The organism is Parabacteroides sp. AF17-28 (assembly GCF_003479205.1).
GTDB lineage: Bacteria > Bacteroidota > Bacteroidia > Bacteroidales > Tannerellaceae > Parabacteroides > Parabacteroides acidifaciens.
The window spans coordinates 157,295-176,769 of record NZ_QUGV01000007.1 but is presented as its reverse complement, the minus strand read 5'-3'; the positions used below and the strand labels follow the sequence as shown (position 1 = coordinate 176,769).

The 19,475-nt window shown below is 49.8% G+C and carries 11 protein-coding genes; 8 read left to right on the top strand and 3 right to left on the bottom strand.

Features of this window, described 5'->3' with window-relative positions; all coding sequences use genetic code 11:
- Positions 1–3: 3 nt before the first annotated feature.
- Entirely contained in the window at positions 4–1,089 is a 1,086-nt protein-coding gene (locus DWW90_RS07155; protein WP_122344483.1) for a Wzz/FepE/Etk N-terminal domain-containing protein, read from the top strand.
- Between the two features lie 564 nt (positions 1,090–1,653).
- On the opposite strand, the gene DWW90_RS07145 is transcribed toward DWW90_RS07155, so the two are convergent.
- Both DWW90_RS07145 and DWW90_RS07140 read right to left on the bottom strand, forming a co-directional pair.
- Positions 1,654–2,943, bottom strand: a complete 1,290-nt coding sequence (locus DWW90_RS07145; RefSeq protein WP_122332233.1) for an ATP-binding protein — start codon at positions 2,941–2,943, stop codon at positions 1,654–1,656.
- 131 nt (positions 2,944–3,074) lie between these two features.
- Positions 3,075–5,921 carry a bifunctional fucokinase/fucose-1-phosphate guanylyltransferase gene (locus tag DWW90_RS07140; protein WP_122344481.1) on the bottom strand — a complete coding sequence of 949 codons (2,847 nt, stop codon included), beginning with the start codon at positions 5,919–5,921 and terminating at the stop codon, positions 3,075–3,077.
- A gap of 228 nt (positions 5,922–6,149) precedes the next feature.
- Here DWW90_RS07140 and DWW90_RS07135 point away from each other — a divergent pair, with 228 nt between their 5' ends.
- The 7 genes from DWW90_RS07135 (at position 6,150) to DWW90_RS07105 (ending at position 13,135) form a co-directional block, all read left to right on the top strand.
- On the top strand, positions 6,150–6,773 hold the full coding sequence (locus tag DWW90_RS07135; RefSeq protein ID WP_115499059.1) for a master DNA invertase Mpi family serine-type recombinase: 624 nt from the start codon (positions 6,150–6,152) through the stop codon (positions 6,771–6,773).
- Positions 6,774–7,087: 314 nt separating this feature from the next.
- Positions 7,088–7,549, top strand: coding sequence for a nucleoside-diphosphate kinase (gene ndk / locus DWW90_RS07130; protein ID WP_122332235.1), 462 nt, complete (start codon positions 7,088–7,090; stop codon positions 7,547–7,549).
- Positions 7,550–7,840: 291 nt separating this feature from the next.
- Positions 7,841–8,347: a DUF4494 domain-containing protein gene (locus tag DWW90_RS07125; RefSeq protein WP_122344480.1), complete on the top strand. Its 507-nt coding sequence runs from the start codon at positions 7,841–7,843 to the stop codon at positions 8,345–8,347.
- Positions 8,344–9,012 (top strand): YggS family pyridoxal phosphate-dependent enzyme, encoded by a 669-nt coding sequence (locus tag DWW90_RS07120; protein WP_122344479.1) that lies wholly within the window; start codon positions 8,344–8,346, stop codon positions 9,010–9,012. The genes DWW90_RS07125 and DWW90_RS07120 overlap by 4 nt, the downstream gene beginning before the upstream one ends.
- A gap of 86 nt (positions 9,013–9,098) precedes the next feature.
- The gene (locus DWW90_RS07115) at positions 9,099–10,076 is read left to right on the top strand and encodes a dihydroorotate dehydrogenase-like protein (protein ID WP_122344478.1); all 978 of its coding nucleotides are present in this window, start codon (positions 9,099–9,101) and stop codon (positions 10,074–10,076) included.
- Between the two features lie 181 nt (positions 10,077–10,257).
- Positions 10,258–10,623, top strand: coding sequence for a MarR family winged helix-turn-helix transcriptional regulator (locus DWW90_RS07110; protein ID WP_115499064.1), 366 nt, complete (start codon positions 10,258–10,260; stop codon positions 10,621–10,623).
- Positions 10,624–10,690: 67 nt separating this feature from the next.
- Positions 10,691–13,135 (top strand): FAD-dependent oxidoreductase, encoded by a 2,445-nt coding sequence (locus DWW90_RS07105; RefSeq protein ID WP_122344477.1) that lies wholly within the window; start codon positions 10,691–10,693, stop codon positions 13,133–13,135.
- On the opposite strand, the gene DWW90_RS07100 is transcribed toward DWW90_RS07105, so the two are convergent.
- Complete coding sequence (locus tag DWW90_RS07100; protein ID WP_122344476.1) at positions 13,128–19,448, bottom strand: glycoside hydrolase family 2 TIM barrel-domain containing protein; 6,321 nt, start codon at positions 19,446–19,448, stop codon at positions 13,128–13,130. The two genes, DWW90_RS07105 and DWW90_RS07100, sit on opposite strands and share 8 nt — an antisense overlap.
- Positions 19,449–19,475: the final 27 nt, after the last annotated feature.

Genomic DNA, 19,475 nt, shown 5'->3' with positions numbered 1-19,475 from the left:
CAGATGGACAACAACAATCATATCCTGTCGTCTTCCCAGCAAGAGATCGACCTCATCGCCCTTGCCGCTTATCTGTGGAAGAGGAAACGCTTGCTCCTGAAATGTTGCGGGATCGCGGTAGTTACGGGGCTGATCGTCGCCTTCAGCCTGCCCAAAGAATACACCACGACAGTGAAATTAGCCCCCGAAACGACCGACGCAACAAGCAAGATGGGCAATCTCGGCGGACTGGCAGCGATGGCGGGGATAGATCTTGGATCGGCTGCGGGGCAGGATGCTTTGTCGCCCAACCTCTATCCCGACATCGTACACAGCACCCCTTTCCTGTTGGAGCTTTTCCCCGAAAAGGTAACGGACAAGGAAAAGAAGCAAACGATGTCTTTGTACGATTATATGGCTGACCACCAACGTGCCGCATGGTGGTCAGCCGTCGTGAAAGCACCTTTAAAGGGACTGGCGGCCCTCCGCGCACTATTCTCTCACACGGAGGAAAACGACAGTGTCCTCAACGCTTTCCTCCTCACCCGGAAGCAGGAAGCTGTACTCCGTGACCTGCGCCAACGCACCACTGTTTTCGTCGAGAAGAAAACGATGGTCGTCACCCTCGCAGTCGAGATGCAGGACCCGCTTATCTCTGCCGAAGTGGCACGCAGCATCGCGGGCAAACTACAGACCTACATCACGCGCTACCGGACACAGAAAGCAAAGAAAGACCTGGAATTCACAGAAAAGGTGCTGAAAGAATCCCGTGCCGCCTACTACAAGGCACAACAGGCCTACGCCGCTTTCGAGGACGGCAACAAAAACATCATCTCCGCCAGCTACCGCACCGAACAGGAGCGGCTGCGCAACGAAATGACTCTCACCTTCAACGTCTACAACACGCTGGCACAAAAGCTGGAGCAAGACAAGCTGCGGGTACAGGAACAAACACCCGTCTACACCATCATCGAACCAGCCTCCGTCCCCCTCAAAGCATCTTCCCCGAAGAAACTGCTGATCCTGGTCGCCTTCACCTTCCTAACTTTCCTTGGCGGAAGCGGATATCTGATGATAAAGAAGATTCACTGGTCCGGCGAACAGGCATGAAATTCCAGGGACTTATTGTATAAAACGCATTTTTCAGGCCAAAAAAACATCCGAAACAAAACAAATGTTAATTCGCTTTTTTGACCTCAAAAAGGGACTTTTTCCTCTTTTTTGAGCGTTTTCAACAATTACGACCGTCCTCTTTGCCACTGGGACCGTGCTAATGTGTAGTGCACTCGGCACCTCGCGAAGATTAGCACGGTCGTAATGGCGATTTGGACGGTCGTAATTGGAAAAAGGACCGTTATAAGGGCAAAAAAGCACCTGAATTTCCTTGGGATATTTGGAACGCCGTCCGTTTTATTTTGCTACAGGCGATTCTCCAAGAGTTAAGCTTTATCACTTTGACGGTGTTTCCGGTTTTCGGTAATCAAATTGTACGCTTTCCGGAATGGGCTGCGCACCTCATCTCCTCTGTTGTCAGTTGAGCAGGCTAAAACCATGAAAAAAGTCACTTCAAAATCGATCAACTTTTCGAACGAAATAGAAAAACACCCCGGGAAGGGGGTTATTGTAAGTTTTAACATATTTAAAATCAACTGTCATCACATTTTTCCGACCGAACTAAAAATAGGTAGAAACTGCATAGAGTGGTACATTTGTCATCCAATCTTGTTCACGATAGTCCGACATAGAAAAGCGTAATCCGTGCAACTCTGGATGATCAGCAACAAAAATAGAAAGTGACTTTGAACGAAGATTCTCTTCGGCCTTCGCTTCTATCGGAACTATCTTACTGCCATGCTGAATTAAAAAGTCGATTTCTAACTTCGCATCATTACTATAATAGAATACAGAAGTGTTGTGAGTAGATACCAACTGGCTCATCACATAATTTTCCGTAAAAGCACCTTTGGATTCCTCCATACCGTTATCCGCCACCAATAAATTCTCCGGAGGTGTTTCACTCATTGCTCCTAACAACCCACAGTCCAATAGAAACAACTTAAAACTGGAAATGTCAACATAAAATTTCAAAGGCATTTTAGGCTGTAATATTCTTTCTGCTTTATATACTAATCCGGCATCCATCAACCATTGTATAGCCACCTCAAAATCCTTAGCCCTTCCTCCAGGTTTGGCCACACCATAAATAAACTTCTTGTTTTCCTTTACTAACTGAGAAGGCATAGAACGCCACACCATATTAATGCGGTTGGATTCCGAGATTGGTACATGCTTCGATATGTCTTTTTGATAAGTATAGAGAATATTGTTTTGAATCTCTCTCACTTTCATTGCATCATTGGTCCCAATGAACTCATTTACAGATTCAGGCATGCCGCCCACAAAATAATATTCACGTAAAGCCTTGATAAACTCACCCCTAAGAAGTTTTATGGTGATCCAATCTTTTGAACGAAGAATATCTACCATTTGGCTTTTCCCCTTTGCCAATAAGAACTCATCGAATGTCATAGGATAAATATGCAAAATATCTACCTTGCCGACAGGAAATGACTCCCCTCTGTGCATAGAGATACCCAACAATGATCCTGCTACAGCCACATGATACTGAGGCGCATTTTCACAAAAATACTTCAGAACCGACAACCCACGGGGCGACTCTTGAATCTCATCAAGAATAATCAATGTTTTGCCGGCTTCTATGCTTTGCTGCGTGATAGCTCCAATCGCAAGGATAATACGCTGCATATCATAATCCTGCACAAACAAATCTTTTGCCAACTCATTATCATCACAATTGATGTAAGCCACGTTGGCAAACTCCTGCTCACCAAACTTCTTGAGTATATAAGTCTTGCCAACCTGACGTGCACCCGCCAATATAAGAGGCTTCCTACGCTCCTTATTTTTCCATTCCTTGAGTTGTTCTATAATGTTTCTGTACATAGCAATCTATTATTTAATAGCACTTTCCATGCAAATATACAATATTCCGACCGAATATTACGCAAAAAGTCACATTTTTCCGACCGAATATTCTGTGTAAAACCACAAAATATCGACCGAACTTAAGATTCCTATGACCGGCTCACTTGCAACCCCTTATCCGAAAGACTCATTTCGACGAAGCGGGCGTTCCCGTTTTGCGGTTCTGCGGTGAGCAGGCGGCGTATCTGTAAGGCGGCTTCGGGGTCTTTGGCTACGATGTAGAGGTAACCTCCGCCACCGGCGCCGGGAAGTTTGCATCCTAAAGTGTAATCCTGTATGCGCGATATCAAGCGTTCCACAGCGGGAGGATTGGTTCCGGCATCGAGCGCCTTGTTCTGTTCCCAAGTCTTGCCGACCAGCTTGCCGTACGCTGTAAAGTCGCCCCGCAGGATTGCTTCGTACATATCGAGAGCGTGCGCTTTCATCCCGGAAAGCAAGCCAAGATGTGTGCCGCTGTTGAGAAACATTCCACGTACGATTTCGGCCAGGATATCCTTTGCCGTCCGCGTGATTCCCGTGTAATACAGCAAATGGCAAGCGCGGTATTCCGGTTCGGTAAAAAGATACTCGGGTAGCCAACGCACCGATGGATTCTGATGGAAACCTTCACCTGTCTGCAACAGCTTCAACCCGTGCAGCACGCCCCCATACTGGTCTTGCCAGCCACCACCTGTCGTGAGCAACTGCTCGAGAATCAACGTACGGTTGCCGATCTCGTTCTTATCCCATGCCAGACCGCAGAAATCCGACAACGCACCCAACACCGTAGCCGCCAGGATCGAGCTTGTGCCCAATCCGGAACCGGCAGGGATCGCGGCGAGCAACGTCACTTCCAGCCCACAGCCGAATGCTTTCAACTGCTCTTCCAGGGAGTGGAAACGTCCGGCGGAAAATTCGGGGATGAAACCAGCCAGCGCCAATGCTGCTTTCGGGATGGAGAAGGGCGAACCTACTTTCTTAAAATCACGCAGTTCGTCCCAGGTGGAAATACACTCCCTCGCACCCATATCGATGGAACGGAGGATAATATGAGGTTCATTTGCCGGTTTCACATAAACTTGCAAAGGCGGTTGTCCGTTCAGCTCGATTGCGACGTTTACCACGTTTCCGCCGGCATACATGCAGTAAGGCGGCGTATCCGTCCATCCTCCCGCAAGATCAATGCGCACAGGGCTACGTCCCCAGACAATCTGGTCACGATAAACGTTAAGGTGCGGCGATTGCTTCTCATCGGCTATCGTGCCGGTCAGTCCCTCGCGCAGCAATGAAAAGGCCATCTGTTGCTCCTCATCGCAACGGCTGTCACCCGAAAGCCGCATGACACGGGCACGGAACATATGGTCGTGTATGCGCTTCATCAAGGGAGCATCTTCCGGTAATGCTTCAGGCAGTGCAAGGCCTCCGGCAACAAACTCGGAAGCGGCATCAGCCAAATCCAGCTGATAGAAAATACTTTTATCGTGGTTGGCTGCAAGCATGGGCCAGTTCTTTTGCCTGAATGCTTCGCGCTGTGCAAAAAGACGGCGGAGATCAGCCTCATCGGACAACCGGTTGGCCGACATCCTAACGGCTTCTTCCCAAATCTTCCGCCCTTCTTTCAACTCCGGTTCCGACACCATCCAGCGCATCACAAGACCCAAGTCGTCCACGTTACGGCAAACGGGAAACAGCGGCGCGTTCTGTATATCACCACATGCCGGCAAGCTGACTCCCCGTTCCGAAGCCCACTCCCCGACCGAGCGCCCCATAAAGAGCGTCTCCCCATCGGCCATATCTCCCTTGAAAGGATCGTTGAAGCCATACGGACGTGCCGCCCAGCCTTCACTATCCACCGGAACCACATCGATACAGACACCGGAGGGAACCCGGAACGTCCAGTCATTCTCAGGAACACCCGTGATGACATGGCGGTCGGAAAGTGTCCAGCCCTTACCGATGAAACTGTTTTCGATCCATAGCTCGGAATTATCGGCCGTTAGTGGCCGGCATACTTCGGCGTTCTGGACGAACATGGCGGGATGGGGTTTCACCTTACGCTGCATGATGGCGCGCTGGTCGCGCACGAGATTCTGCACCGCCAGCGTAGACGAGATCAGTTCGCGGCTCGTGCCATAATGATAAAATTCTCCGCCCGGCAGAGGCAGGATAGCGACGGAAAGTGCGTTCAGCTCTTCGTCCTCTATCCGCGGATGCGCACCGAGGGCAAGCCCGAACTCGGAATACAGGTCATATTCCTTCATCTGCTTCCCGTCCGGCGTATAGGAATGTTTCATCAACAGTTCCACCGCTCGGTCGCTGAGCAGCCATACGCCGATGTCCATCAGGAAGAGGTGTGTGCCGGCCAGATGTCCCAACTCATCGAGAGAAGGTTTCTGAAGCATAAAATCGAGCTGGTCGGGAGCTTTGCGATCCGATACGAATACACCGTGACGGGTAGCCAGGGCCGGATCGACCCATAGGCCATAACAAACGACATCCGCTTCGGGTATCGCCTGCAGCGGCTCGCTGTTACGCAGGTAGACATCGCCGCTGGCAACCAGTGTGTGCAGCGAATCCGGAGCCTTCCGCATGATCTCCTCGTACAACGGAAGCTGCAATGAAAGGAGCGTTTGCGATAATTTCTGCCCTCTTGCCCACCGGAATACGGGGACAGGCGTCAGTATCTTGCCCGACGGCGCATATCCCGGCAAACGGCGGCTCTGCCCCCCGGCATGCAGCAATATGCGTTTCTCCTTTGCCAGCCATTCCTGCACAGGAACAGCCGTTCCGCCATCCTCAGCGATGCGGCAGGCTTCCAACAGCCAAGTCGTACCTCCGCCCGAGCCGAGCCGGGCACCGACAGGATCGGATGTACAAAACCAGTCGGAAATACCTGTATGTGTTATCTCATGGAAACTGCCTACCAGATTAGGCGGCAGCGACAATAATTTCTTCATATTCTATAATTCTTTCCGGCAAATGTACTCCTTTCCACCTTTTCTACGTAAATTTTAATTTAATTTTTGGATTACGGGCGTCTTTCGTTTAAATTATTATATTCACCTTTGTACAAGGGATGCTCTCTTATAATCATACGACAATAAAAAAAGTTGGTAAATACTAATCCCACCCTTTCATTCCTTATTCTGATGTATCTTTAGTTATTCATTTAATATTCAGATAGTATGATATACGGTTATGTAAGAGTCAGTACAGATAAGCAGAGTACTGAAAATCAGCGTTTCGAGATTGAAAACTATTCAAAAGCGAAAGGTTTCCGTATCGATCGTTGGGTAGACGAAACAATCAGTGGGACAACAAGTGTATCTGATCGCCAACTCGGCAGATTATTAAAACAAGTTCGTAAAGGGGACACACTTGTAACGACAGAATTATCAAGGTTAGGACGTAATTTGATGCAGGTTATGAGTTTCCTTCATCAATGTATGGAACGGGATATCATCGTTCTTACCGTCAAAGAGCGCTATGAATTAGGCAATAACATCAATAGCAAAATTCTTGCTTTTGCATTTAGCCTGAGCGCGGAGATCGAACGTAATCTGATTTCGCAACGGACCCGTGAGGCGCTTGCACGTAAAAAAGTGGAGGGCACGAAACTCGGACGCCCCAAAGGGAAAAAACCAGTACAGGTGAAGCTGTCCGGGAAGGAAAATGTCATCCGGAAAATGATCAACGAAAAATGTTCGATGAACGAAATCGCTGAGAAATTCGGAGTCAATCGTCAAACACTCCGGGACTTCCTTCGGGATACATTCCCTGATTGGAGGAAATATAGATATATTAAGTAATCGGACCTTGATAGCTTTATTTGTCTGAATGTTAATCAATGTAACCTTAATGAACTGTTTTTGAGATAATCTATTGTCAGTCAATACGGTTGTTCCCAGCGGGGAAAAGGGTCCGCATACTAAATAATACAATCTCTCTGCGCACAAACGGCATCGTGTGCAGAAGATTTGTTATGTCCAAAAAAAATAACATTCGTATTCTTTTCCACCCTCTATACCAATATTCTTTATAGAAAATTATACTATAAATTAACCTATTATAAATAAATGTCTTATCTTTGACAATCACGACAAATCTTTAAACACAAATCAGAATGGAAAAGACACTTGTTATCCTGAAGCCATGTACCATTCAGCGAGGACTGATTGGGGAAATTATCTCCCGCTTCGAGAGAAAAGGCTTATGCCTGGCCGGTATGAAAATGACCTGGCTGACAGACGAGATCCTCAGTGAACACTATGCGCACCTGAAAGAAAAACCATTCTTCCAGCGCATCAAAGACGCCATGTCGGTATGTCCCGTAATCGTATGCTGTTGGGAAGGGGTAGACGCCATCCACGTCGTGCGCCAACTCGCGGGAGCCACCAACGGCAGGAATGCCCAGCCGGGAACGATACGCGGAGACTACAGCATGAGTGTCCAGGAAAACATCGTGCATGCCTCCGATTCGCCTGAAACGGCAGCTATCGAACTGAAACGTTTCTTCAACGACGATGAGATTTTCAATTACGAGATGAACAACCTCCTGGCCCTCTATGCCAACGACGAGTTCTGAAAAATAAAAGAGCCGGCATGCACCGGATAAATCCGAAACACACCGGCTCTGATATTTTAGAACCTTTACCCTATCCTTCACGAACCGGGCAAAACAACCTAATTACTAATCTAAAAATCTAATACCATGAAAAAACACACTACATATATATAACCAAAGCATACATCGAAAGGTTCACAAGGATTCCAATAATTGACAAAGAAACCGGTTCCGGTTGTTTAATTCCCGAATTGCCGCTATATTTGTACTGTATTTGTAATATAAGTATGGACATTATTAAACATATAAAATATGCACAACTGGTTTGAATGTAAAGTCTCCTTCGAAAAAGTGCTGGAGAATGGAATGCAAAAGAAAGTGACGGAACCTTATCTGGTTGACGCCCTGTCGTTCACGGAAGCGGAAGCCCGCATCATCGAAGAAATCCGTCCCTTCATATCCGGGGAATTTACAGTGACAGACATCAAACGCGCCCGCCTGTCGGAATTGTTTTTCAACGAAAACGGCGACCGTTTCTATAAAATCAAAGTCTACTTCATCACGCTCGACGAAAAGAGCGGAGCCGAAAAGAAAACCGCTGCACAAATGCTGGCGCAAGCCTCCAACCTGAAAGACGCCATTGCCGTATTGGAAGACGGCATGAAAGGCACATTGGCCGATTATACCATCGCATCCGTTACGGAAACCCAGCTGATGGACGTCTTCCCCTTTGACGCCAACAACGTCCCCGCAGAGAAGAAATCCGGAGAAGAACTGATAGCCGAACAGAAAAAACAGGCGGAAGCAAGAGAGGCATGAGCATCACCGAAAATATAACAAGACTGAGAGCATCGCTGCCGGCAGGTGTCACGCTGGTGGCGGTCTCCAAGTTTCATCCCGTCGAGGCCCTGCAGGAAGCCTACGATGCCGGACAACGTGTATTTGGTGAAAGCCGGGCCCAGGAACTGACAGCGAAACAAAAAGTATTGCCCGGTGACATAGAATGGCATTTTATCGGCCCGCTCCAAAGCAATAAGGTGAAAGACATCGCGCCGTTCATCCACACCATTCACAGCATCGACTCGCTGAAGTTGCTACAGGAGGTGAACAAACAGGCAGCCAAACACGAACGGACCGTCAACGTCCTGTTAGAGATACACGTTGCACAGGAGGAAGCCAAACACGGATTCAGTCCAGACGAATGCCGCGAATTATTGCGCGGACTGGCACCCGACGCCCTTCCGCATATCCGTATCTCCGGACTTATGGGAATGGCTACCAACACCGACGACACGACGCTGATACAACAGGAGTTCCATACGCTTCACACCCTTTTTACAGAGCTAAGAGACTCTGTTTTTAAAGGGAACAGCCATTTTCGTGAACTGTCCATGGGAATGAGCCACGACTACCCTATCGCCATCCGCGAAGGCAGCACAATGATACGTGTCGGCACAAGTATTTTCGGGGAAAGGGAGTATTGAGCTTTTAACCATTTTAAATAGCATGAATGAATATTCGACAAAATAAATATTTACTTTTGTAATCGTTGAACATAATTGAATCTGACATGATTGACATTAAAACCCAATATGCGGGCCTTACGCTCCGTAATCCACTGATCGTTGGAAGTTCTGGATTAACAAACAACCCTGAACGGAATAAAGAATTTGAAAAAGCAGGTGCAGGTGCCATCGTATTGAAATCACTCTTCGAAGAGCAGATTGAAATGCAGAGCGACGTACTGATGCAGGATTCGGATTATCCCGAAGCAGCCGATTACATACACGGTTATGTAAAAGCCAATCAGATTAACAGCTATCTGGAACTGATCCAGAAAACGAAAGAGCTATGTACCATCCCCGTCATTGCAAGTATCAACTGCTACAAATCGGACGCATGGATCGAGTTTGCACGCCAGATCCAGCTGGCAGGAGCCGATGCTCTCGAACTTAATGTGTTCTTCCTGGAGACGGATCTGACCTACAGCAATGAAAACATGCGCGACCTGTATGTCAGCATCATCCGTAAAGTCAAGGAAACCATTTCCATTCCGGTGATGATTAAAATAAGCAAAATGGTCGGAAATATTCCGGCACTTACCCATACGCTGACGATAAACGGTGCAGACGGTATCGTCCTCTTTAACCGTTTCTACCAACCGGACATCGATATCAACAATATGCAAATCGTATCCGGTAACGTATTCAGCAACCATTCCGACCTGAGCGATACGTTGCGCTGGACAGCCATTGTCTCCGGCAAGATACCCGGAATCAGCATCGCCTCCTCTACCGGAGTACACGACTGGGAAGATGTCGTCAAATGCCTGCTGGCAGGCGCATCTGCCGTACAAATGTGCAGCGCAATCTACACGCATGGGGCAGAAATCATCTCACAGATTCTTACCTGCATAGAAGAATGGATGCACCAGGCACACTACCAGTCGCTCGACCAGTTCAAAGGCAAGCTGAACTATGCCAACATCCCGAACCCGGCCATGTACGAGCGGTCTCAGTTTATGAAATACTTCTCTAACAGAGACTAAACGTATTCTTAACTTATCACACAAAAAAGAGAATGGAGCATATCTATTCTCTTTTTTGTTTTCCGACGGTTCCGGACGGTTTCAAAAAGAAACATTTATATCCGGATAAATATTTTCCACTAAACAATATTCATATTAAAAATAATATATATCTTTGCACACATCAACAATAAACAAAGACATGGAATCAATTTGTGCGATTAAAGATATATACAAAACATTATATCAATTCGAGAAAGCATTTGCCGAAGTACACGATATTACAATTAACGAGGCCATGCTGCTCTGCTGCCTGAAAGACGGCGAGACGAAATCGGCCGGGATGATCAGCGAATACATCGGCCTGTCGAACTCACGCGTCTCGAAAGTGATAACAGCAGTTGAGAACAAAGGCTATATCCGCCGCAATATCAATAAGAACGACAAACGGCAGATGTTCTTCTCCCTCACCCCTGACGGGAAAGAAAAAATACGGCAAATGATGAACGCGGAGTTACGCTTCGACGGACTGTTCGGGAAACTGAAAGCCTGTATGGAAAAAGGTTGAATCCTTTTTTTACCCAAATATTTTCTATTAGCAAATATGTATAATAAACATAAACAATCATAACAACATGAAGTACTTAATTATCGGAGGTGTAGCCGGAGGTGCTACCGTAGCAGCACGCCTGCGCAGAATGGACGAAAAGGCCAATATCATCCTGTTTGAACGAGGTAAATATGTATCGTATGCAAACTGTGGACTACCTTATTACATAGGTGGCACGATCAACAGCCGTGAGAAACTATTCGTGCAGACGGTAAAAGGCTTTACAAACCGTTTCCGCATCGACATCCGCACCGAACAGGAAGTGACTGCCATCCGTCCGGACAAAAAAGAGGTCGAAGTGAAGAACCTATCCACCGGCGAAACCTATACGGAAAGTTACGACAAGCTGGTTCTCTCGCCGGGTGCCGAACCGCTCCGCCCGGGCATCGAAGGAATCGGAAGCAAAAAGATATTCACCCTCCGCAACGTGCCTGACACAGACACGATCAAGGCATACGTCAATGAAGAAAAGCCCAAACGCGCCGTTGTAGTGGGCGGCGGATTCATAGGCTTAGAGATGGCAGAGAACCTGCATGAACAGGGAATCCACGTTGATGTAGTGGAAATGGCAAACCAGGTGATGGCTCCGTTAGACTTCTCGATGGCAGCAATCGTACACCAGCAACTGACAGACAAAGGAGTCGGCCTGCATCTTGAGGATGGCGTCAGCCGATTCGAGGAAAAGGATGGCGGTGTGACCGTACACCTGCGTAGCGGTAAACAAATTGCGACCGACATGGTATTGCTTAGCATCGGCGTACGCCCGGAAACCAGACTGGCAAAAGAGGCCGGCCTGTCTCTCGGATCGTTGGGAGGCATTGCCGTCAATGAATATATGCAGACTTCCGCCCCGGACATCTATGCCCTTGGCGATGCCGTAGAGGTACGCCACCTCGTGACCGGCAAGCCGGCTCTCATCCCATTGGCTGGACCGGCCAACAAACAAGGCCGGATCGTAGCCGATAATATCGTATATGGAAACAAAGAAATGTATCCGGGAACGATGGGCACATCTATCGCCAAAGTGTTCGACCTGACGGTTGCCACTGCCGGCGCCAATGCCAAGTTGCTGAAACGGGAGAAGATCGCTTATCTGTCTTCCTACACACATAGCGCGTCGCATGCGGGCTACTATCCCGGCGCCATTCCGCTGTCTGTCAAGATACTATTTGCTCCGGAAAGCGGGAAGTTGTTAGGGGCGCAAGTAGTCGGCTTCGCAGGAGTGGACAAACGGATCGAGATGCTGGCACAGGTGATCCAACGCGGTGGAACGGTCTACGACCTTATTGAATTGGAACACGCCTATGCTCCCCCCTACTCGTCTGCCAAAGACCCGGTGAATATGGCAGGGTTCGTTGCCGAGAATATACTGAAGGGAAAATCCCGGATCATCCACTGGCGCGAAATAGACGGACTATCCGCCGACACGATACGGCTCGATGTCCGTACACGCGAGGAATACAAATTAGGCACGATCCCCGGTTTTATCAATATCCCGGTAGACGAACTGCGCGAACATCTTGCCGAACTGCCAAAAGAGAAACCGATCGTCGTGACCTGTGCCGTCGGGTTGCGTGGTTACCTGGCCTATCGCATTCTGACGCAGAACGGGTTTACAAATGTGCGCAACCTGTCCGGAGGTTACAAGACATGGAGCATAGCGACCGCCCCTGTTAAAGAGATAGACGATTGCCCGGCTAACTCGTCGCAGGCTGCAAACTGCGGATGTTCGGCATCCCAAGCCACCACCCTGAAAGTAGACGCCTGCGGACTGATGTGCCCGGGGCCCGTGATGCAACTAAAGAAGAACTATGCGACACTCGGCGCAGGCGAACAGCTCCTGATTACAGCCACCGACCAGGCTTTTGGCAAAGATGTAGCCTCCTGGTGCAAAATGACCGGTGCCGAACTGGTATCGTTAGAAAATAAAAACGGAGTGGTTGCCGCCACAATCCGCAAACAGGAGAAGCAGGAGGTTTGCAACCTTCCGGACAAGGCGGCCGACAACAAGACGCTGATCGTCTTTAGTGACGACCTCGACAAAGCATTGGCCTCCTTCGTCATTGCCAACGGAGCGGCATCGACAGGGCGGAAAGTGACAATGTTCTTCACCTTCTGGGGACTGGACATCATCAAGAAACACCGGAAACCAGCCGTCTCAAAAGATCTTTTCGGCAAAATGTTCGGCTGGATGCTCCCGGCCCACAGCGGAAAGCTCAAACTGTCGAAAATGAATATGGGCGGCGCCGGAAGCCGGCTGATGCGCCTCATCATGAAAAAGAAGCGGATCGACAGCTTGGAAAGCCTCATACAACAAGCTGTAGACAATGGCATCGAAATGATTGCCTGCACCATGAGCATGGACGTTATGGGCATACAGAAAGAGGAACTGCTGGACAACGTCACGCTGGGCGGTGTAGCTTCCTACCTCGAACGGGCGGAGGAAGCGAATGTGAACCTGTTCATCTGACAAACATCGGTTCATATCTGACCGAAGCAACGTTGATTTCCATCTCCACAGCGGGCATTCTTTCTGCTGAAACTTTCAGTCGCATTGTTCCGCTCTTCGTGCCAGGTTGCAAAATAACCTGGCACTTTCCTTGATACGTAGTGCATGCCGGATTGCGGAAACTCTCCATATCATCCGGCGCAGCATTACCGGAGGCAAGCAAAGTGCCCTCTCCTTCCACTGAGAACCGAAGGCGGACAGGACAATCAGGTACTACGCGTCCCTCCTCATCCACGACGCGAACCTGCACGAAAGCCAGGTCATTCGGATCGGCTGTTACCGTTGTCTTCTCCGGAACCAGCACGATATGATGCGGCCGGCCGGTTGTTCGCAACGATTTACGTACGACCTCCCGCCCCTCTTTTATACCGACAGCAAGAAGTTCGCCCGCAGAGAAGGGGACATCAAAGGCTGCAACTAACTTACCGGTTACGGCCTTCGTCTCCAACAACTTCCCATTCAGATACAACCGCACGGAGTCACAGCGCGAGTAAGCACGGACATTCAGCGTTTCCCCTTCATGCCCCCGCCAGTTCCAATGAGGCTGTTCGTCCGGCCAGCCCCATTTGCTGATCACTTCGCGCTCACCTGCGGGGACAGGAGCATGGACAAGCAGTTCCAGATCACTCCTTCCCCACACCACATCACGGAAGAAAGACTGCGGTTTCTTATCTCCGTTTATATCCAGGTCACCACAGTTGGACAGATACCAGGGCCACGAACGGGTGGGCGTCGAATAGGGCCTGTCGTCACGGGTGTAACTAAAATTACCGATTCCGACCTCTCCTATATAATCCATTCCGGTCCAGACAAAATCTCCCAACACAAAAGGATAAAGATTTGCCGCCTGCCAGTTTTCAAGCGTCTCGATAGGGAAACTTTCGGTGCCGACCATTATCCGGAAAGGATGCGCCCTATTGTCCGAAAGGTAACGCCCTTTTTCGTAATTGTAGCCACCCAAATCCAGCAGGGCATACGCCGGGGCGGATTCTTCCCATACACGCCCTTTCTGTTCCCAGAAAGCGCAAATCGCCTGCGTGACGGGGCGGGTCGTATCGAGGGACTTCACAACCGAAACCAATTCGGCGGCAATCCTGAGCCCGGAGCTATCGGCACGCTCGTATATCTCGTTACCGATACTCCAGATAATGACACTGGGATGATTGCGGTCACGTTTCACGAACGACGCCAGGTCCCGTGCCGCATGTTCCCGGAAAAAGAGATGATAATCCTGGTCGCGCTTGGGATGTTCCCACATATCGAAAGCCTCGTCAATCACCAGCATCCCCAAACGGTCGCAGGCATCGAGAAACTGTTTGGAAGGCGGGTTATGGCTGGTGCGGATGGCATTGAAGCCGTTTTCTTTCAGCAGACGCACCTTGCGCATTTCCGCACCGTCATAAGCGGCTGCCCCTAACAGGCCGTTATCATGATGCAGACAAGCCCCTTTCAACTTAACAGGGATGCCGTTCAACAAGAGACCTTTGTCCACAGAGAAATCCAACGAACGGATGCCAAAAGCAGTCCGGTAGAAATCAGTCGTTTCACTTGAAGAGAGAATCCGAATGCGGGCTTCATACAAGGCAGGAGAGTCGACCGACCATAGTTCCGGCCGCTCCACTTCAACTGTAAGCCTGAAAGTCTCCGACCCGTTTGCACCGATCTTGCCGGGATATTCTTTCGTCTCGACGGCAGTCCCGTCGGGTTGCACAAGCGTAAGCTGCACAACCACATCCGCCTCTGCATCCGTCAGGTTCCGGACAGGAAAAGTGATGTCCACTTTTGCCCGTGCAGGCGTGATTTCGGGTGTCTGTACCTGTACCTCATCATCCGGAATAAAGAGCTTACCGGAGACAGCCAACCTGACATGCCGATAGATGCCCGATCCGGGATACCACCGGCTGTTATCGCCGGGATTAAAGGCGCGGACTACAATTAAATTCTCTTTTCCGGCAGGATTCAGGAATGGAGTCAGATCGTATCCGAAAGGCATATATCCATTCGGATGGAAACCGAGGTGATGCCCGTTGATCCAGACATCCGAACGTTCCATCACACCATCGAAACGGATGCCGACCTGTTGCCGGGAAGTCCATTCGTCCAATATGAAACGCTTGCGATACCAACCTGTCCCGCCCGGAATATTACCGGTGGAGATCGAATCCTTGATCCCTTTTACAAACGGGCCAACGTGTCGGTCGTCCTTCGGATAGCGGCGTTCGATGCTGAAATCGTGCGGAAGCGTGAGTGTGCGCCAACCGGAGTCGTCGAAGGAGATACCGGAGGCATCCACCACGGAATCTTCGCAGAACTTCCAGTCTTCGTCAAACAGGCGGTCACCGTAGAGCGTCACGGCATAAGCGGGATCGGTAGACGGAGCCTGCAGCTCAGGGTATTTAACTCCGTAATATCCCGTAACGGCGGCAAGCAGGAAATAGTAATTATCTGCCAGATAGTTATATCCGGTAGGAGCCCCTCCTTTTGTCCGCCAGTCTACACTTTGCAGATAGCCGGTGAATACGCCGGAATGGGTATATTCGCGCTCGTAAGTAGCCATCATGGTGAAAAGAATCTCGTCGGCATCACGGCGCATTCCGACGTTATATAATGCCTGAATGAAATGATAAGCCGCCTGACCGCAAAGGCCGCCATTTTCGTAGCGTCCCCAGCGAGTCATTTCCTCCCAAGTTCCCAAGTCCTCTTTGGCTACGGGAACAAGCGGGCCGGGTATGCCGTAGACATAATCATATCCCTCCTCCTTCAACTTCTTCAACATCTTTTGCAGGATTTGGCGGGCACGCTTTTCGGGCACCAAGCCTTCGTTGATTGCCATCGAACTGATAAAGGTAAACTGGTAATCGTGCACTCTCCCGTCACGGCTGATCCATCCGGCATACATTCCGGTTTCCGGATTATAGAATGTGGAATCAAAGGCCGAACGGAACTTATCGAGCTGAGTACCGACCGCCTTCGCTTCATCCGGCAGACCAAGCAGGTTTAGCACTTTCTGCATTCCGGTCAAAGCACGATAGGCGTGCAGGTTGACATAAGCGTCTTTATGCCCGAATGCAAAATCGTCCCACCAATTCAGGCTTTCGCGGTTCGGAGTCATATAATTCCCGTGGAAAGGAGATTCAAAAATACCATCTCCATCCGTATCAGTAGCCAAGACACCGCGTACGAGCCGGGAAATCTCATCCTGATAACGCCGGATAAAAGCCCAATCGTTCGTCGCTAACAGGTAGTCATAGAGGGAGATCAGCGTCACTTCGGTACTTTCCCACCCGTAACCTCCGCCAAGGCGGTTGTTTTCGCCGATCCGTTCGCGCAAGGCCACTTCGATGGAAGTACGCAAGGCGTCGCAAACCGAATACGTCCCGGACAAAGCGGGCGTGAAGGGGATCATATCCGCCTTAAACGCCAAAGCCAGATGACCGACGCCTTCCAAAAGGATGTTATCGCCCATCGACTGATGGATAGGATTGACCGTAAATGTGTTCTGCCAGCAACGCTTCAAGCCGTCGAAGCGGGCGTCCGAGAAGTCGCAGCCCGGAAGCTGCGGATAGTTTTCTTCGAGCACCGTAAAGGTTAATCCGGCCTCCTTCAACGGTTTCTCCGAATGGAAAGACAGGATGACCGAACCTGTGTGGACGGACTTCCGCCAGGCATGCCCTCCACGATTGAAAGGGCCGAGGTTGAGCCCGGTATTGTCGTAGTCTGGCACGAAATGTTCCTGCAGATAAATGTCGGGATCGTCAGCTTCAACCTTCACCAACCCGCAGTCGGGGAAATGCAAAACGGCAGGAAGACGGAAAGAGGCTTTTATGATTTCCGGTGTATAGATAGAAACAGGAGTATCATATTGAGAAGAGGGTTCCCGCGTTGTTTTCTCCGCCCATACGGAAACCGGAGAAATATCGGGAGCAGTATGCACACGGAAAAACTCGCCTTCGATAGCATCCGACACACTCCGGACAGACAGGCTGAAACGCCTGTCACCCGAAGGTTCGACAACACAATCCAGCCGGTTCTTCCCCCCAAGAGGCACATCTTCATAAACCGTTTTCCAACCGTCGCAAACCGCAGGCGCCTGTTTATCGAAAGAACTTTCACCCTCTCCTATCAGGCATCCGCCTTTTCCGGGACGCAACAGCGACTTGTCCTGATAACGCCTGTTCCTTCCGCCCGATTCGACATTGAAATAAGACATCATCGGAAAATCTTTTGCCCAGGAAAGGGCATAATACGGGGAAACATAGGTGATAAAATCTCCGGAAGTGTCCACCTTTACATGAGAAGCGTCCTCCTCCGGCCGATCAACAAGGATAAAGACGGGGCGCTCACTGACATCGACTTCCACCTTGCCGGCTTTGACGGAAAGCGTTCGTTTCTCACCAAATTCTTTCTTATCCTCCAAAGAAACCTGTACAGCCTCTTTGGCAGAAGGATAATCAAGGCGAAGCCGGTAGCGGTCTTTGCGTGTCCCGTCGCTGGTCGGACACCAGAGAGCATATGCCAGCTTTCCGGTGTTCCGGTCTTTATAGCGATACACACAAATATCCTTATTACCCGATGCACATTCGGCATCGAACACCATACCGGCAAGGGCTGTTTTCATTGTTTTGACGTAATACCAGGATGGTTTGTATTCGCCATCCACCGTAAAGAACCCGCAACTTCCGTACACCCCCAGGGTATAGCCTTTTATGTCGTTGACCAAAAACATCATCATGCGGTCCAGCCCGGCAGCCGAACCGGCAAGGTAAGCTCTGACAAGCCACTGCCCCTGTATCTCGTTCATGGTGATTCCGTCCGGATAAAGCTTATGGCCTTTGGCTGCGGACTGGTAAGTGTTCGGATCGGTGTCCCAACCAAATTCGGTGAGCCAGATCTCTTTGTCCGGCAGGTTGGCATTCCGCCACTTCACTAACTTTTCCAGTTTTTCCTTCAACCCGTCTTCCTCCGGACTGATCCCGTAGGCTGTTTCTTTCGGATGCTGCTTGCCACGTGTGTTACAATAATGATGCACATTAATGACATCGGCAGGAAAAGAACCGTTGCGGTAGTAATCCGACCACAGCTTCATGGCCTGGATATAACTAAGAGACAAACCGACCAAGCCGCCGAATACATACTTCATATCCGGATCGGCCTGCTTTACCCCGAAGCCCTCGCCCATTGTTCCTAAATGGCCGTCGTAGGAGGCACTGCAAAAGGCGGAAAACACATAAGGATTGAAATGCTCCCCGGGATCGCCCCATTCACGGTTTCCTTCGTTCCAGTTCTCAAAATACCGGATCAAGCCGAGTCCGCTTTTCTTCGGGGCGGCTTCTGTGGTACGCAACAAGCGGTCGGGTATCTTCCGGGAACCATAGCGTGCGACATATTGAAAAGAATAATCGGCCATGACACGGTATGTCTCGGGATTAGCGGGATCACCTCCGAAATCTGGGATGCGCTCGGCCTGGTTTTTCGCATCCACATGGCGGTGTATGCAGGGGACGCAATCGACACCCATGTCTTTCAGTTTCCTGTAATAATCATCACTGTTGCCATCCCGCAAAGTCGCCCATGAAATAGGGGTTTGGAGATCCGTCACGCCATTCCAACCCCAAGGCCGGTATTCGCGGACACAACCTACCGCTTCGTGTGCCTTATCCGGGGTATTGATATAGGAATTCATACCGATGAAAAGATCCATCGGACAAGGTTCGGGACGCTTTCCGGCAGGCTTGGCCACAGGTTCGAGATCACCGAGCGGCTCGCCCTCTATCAGAATCTCATTGATGGCCAGGTCGCAATTCTCCGGGTATTGCCCGTCGAGATTACACATGACGGTTGCATTCTTCTGCAACCGGATATAGCGAGTTTGCATCGGACAAGCGATCTTCACCCACTTCCCGCCATTGCGGAGGGGTTGCCTGACCGAGTCGCACCATTCGAAAGGACGCCCGCCCGAAACTTTCAGATAGCCGCCTTCCACACGATAAGACTTCGGAGCGTCGAACACATAAACGGCGTCGATGCGGTACATCCGTTTCAAATCGATCACCAACCCGGCCGGCCAGCAATTCACATTGCCGGAAGTGATCCACCTGGTAATCGGTTTTTTACTCATATCCTGCTCATCGAACCATGACATATAGTCGCCCGAGCCGGATTCATCCGTCACCATATCTTCCGTTATCTTTATAATAGAGGCCTGTGCCCTGAGACCGGAACGGACAGCAGGGAACAATAAAGAGACAATTATCAGGAATATTCGTATATACATTGGTTTTTTCAAATATAAAATTGATTT

Coding starts and splice junctions, on each gene's coding strand:
- DWW90_RS07155 (WP_122344483.1), top strand. CDS start 4: ATGGACAACAACAATCATATCCTGTCGTCTTCCCAGCAAGAGATCGAC.
- DWW90_RS07145 (WP_122332233.1), bottom strand. CDS start 2,943: ATGTACAGAAACATTATAGAACAACTCAAGGAATGGAAAAATAAGGAG.
- DWW90_RS07140 (WP_122344481.1), bottom strand. CDS start 5,921: ATGAAGAAATTATTGTCGCTGCCGCCTAATCTGGTAGGCAGTTTCCAT.
- DWW90_RS07135 (WP_115499059.1), top strand. CDS start 6,150: ATGATATACGGTTATGTAAGAGTCAGTACAGATAAGCAGAGTACTGAA.
- ndk (WP_122332235.1), top strand. CDS start 7,088: ATGGAAAAGACACTTGTTATCCTGAAGCCATGTACCATTCAGCGAGGA.
- DWW90_RS07125 (WP_122344480.1), top strand. CDS start 7,841: ATGCACAACTGGTTTGAATGTAAAGTCTCCTTCGAAAAAGTGCTGGAG.
- DWW90_RS07120 (WP_122344479.1), top strand. CDS start 8,344: ATGAGCATCACCGAAAATATAACAAGACTGAGAGCATCGCTGCCGGCA.
- DWW90_RS07115 (WP_122344478.1), top strand. CDS start 9,099: ATGATTGACATTAAAACCCAATATGCGGGCCTTACGCTCCGTAATCCA.
- DWW90_RS07110 (WP_115499064.1), top strand. CDS start 10,258: ATGGAATCAATTTGTGCGATTAAAGATATATACAAAACATTATATCAA.
- DWW90_RS07105 (WP_122344477.1), top strand. CDS start 10,691: ATGAAGTACTTAATTATCGGAGGTGTAGCCGGAGGTGCTACCGTAGCA.
- DWW90_RS07100 (WP_122344476.1), bottom strand. CDS start 19,448: ATGTATATACGAATATTCCTGATAATTGTCTCTTTATTGTTCCCTGCT.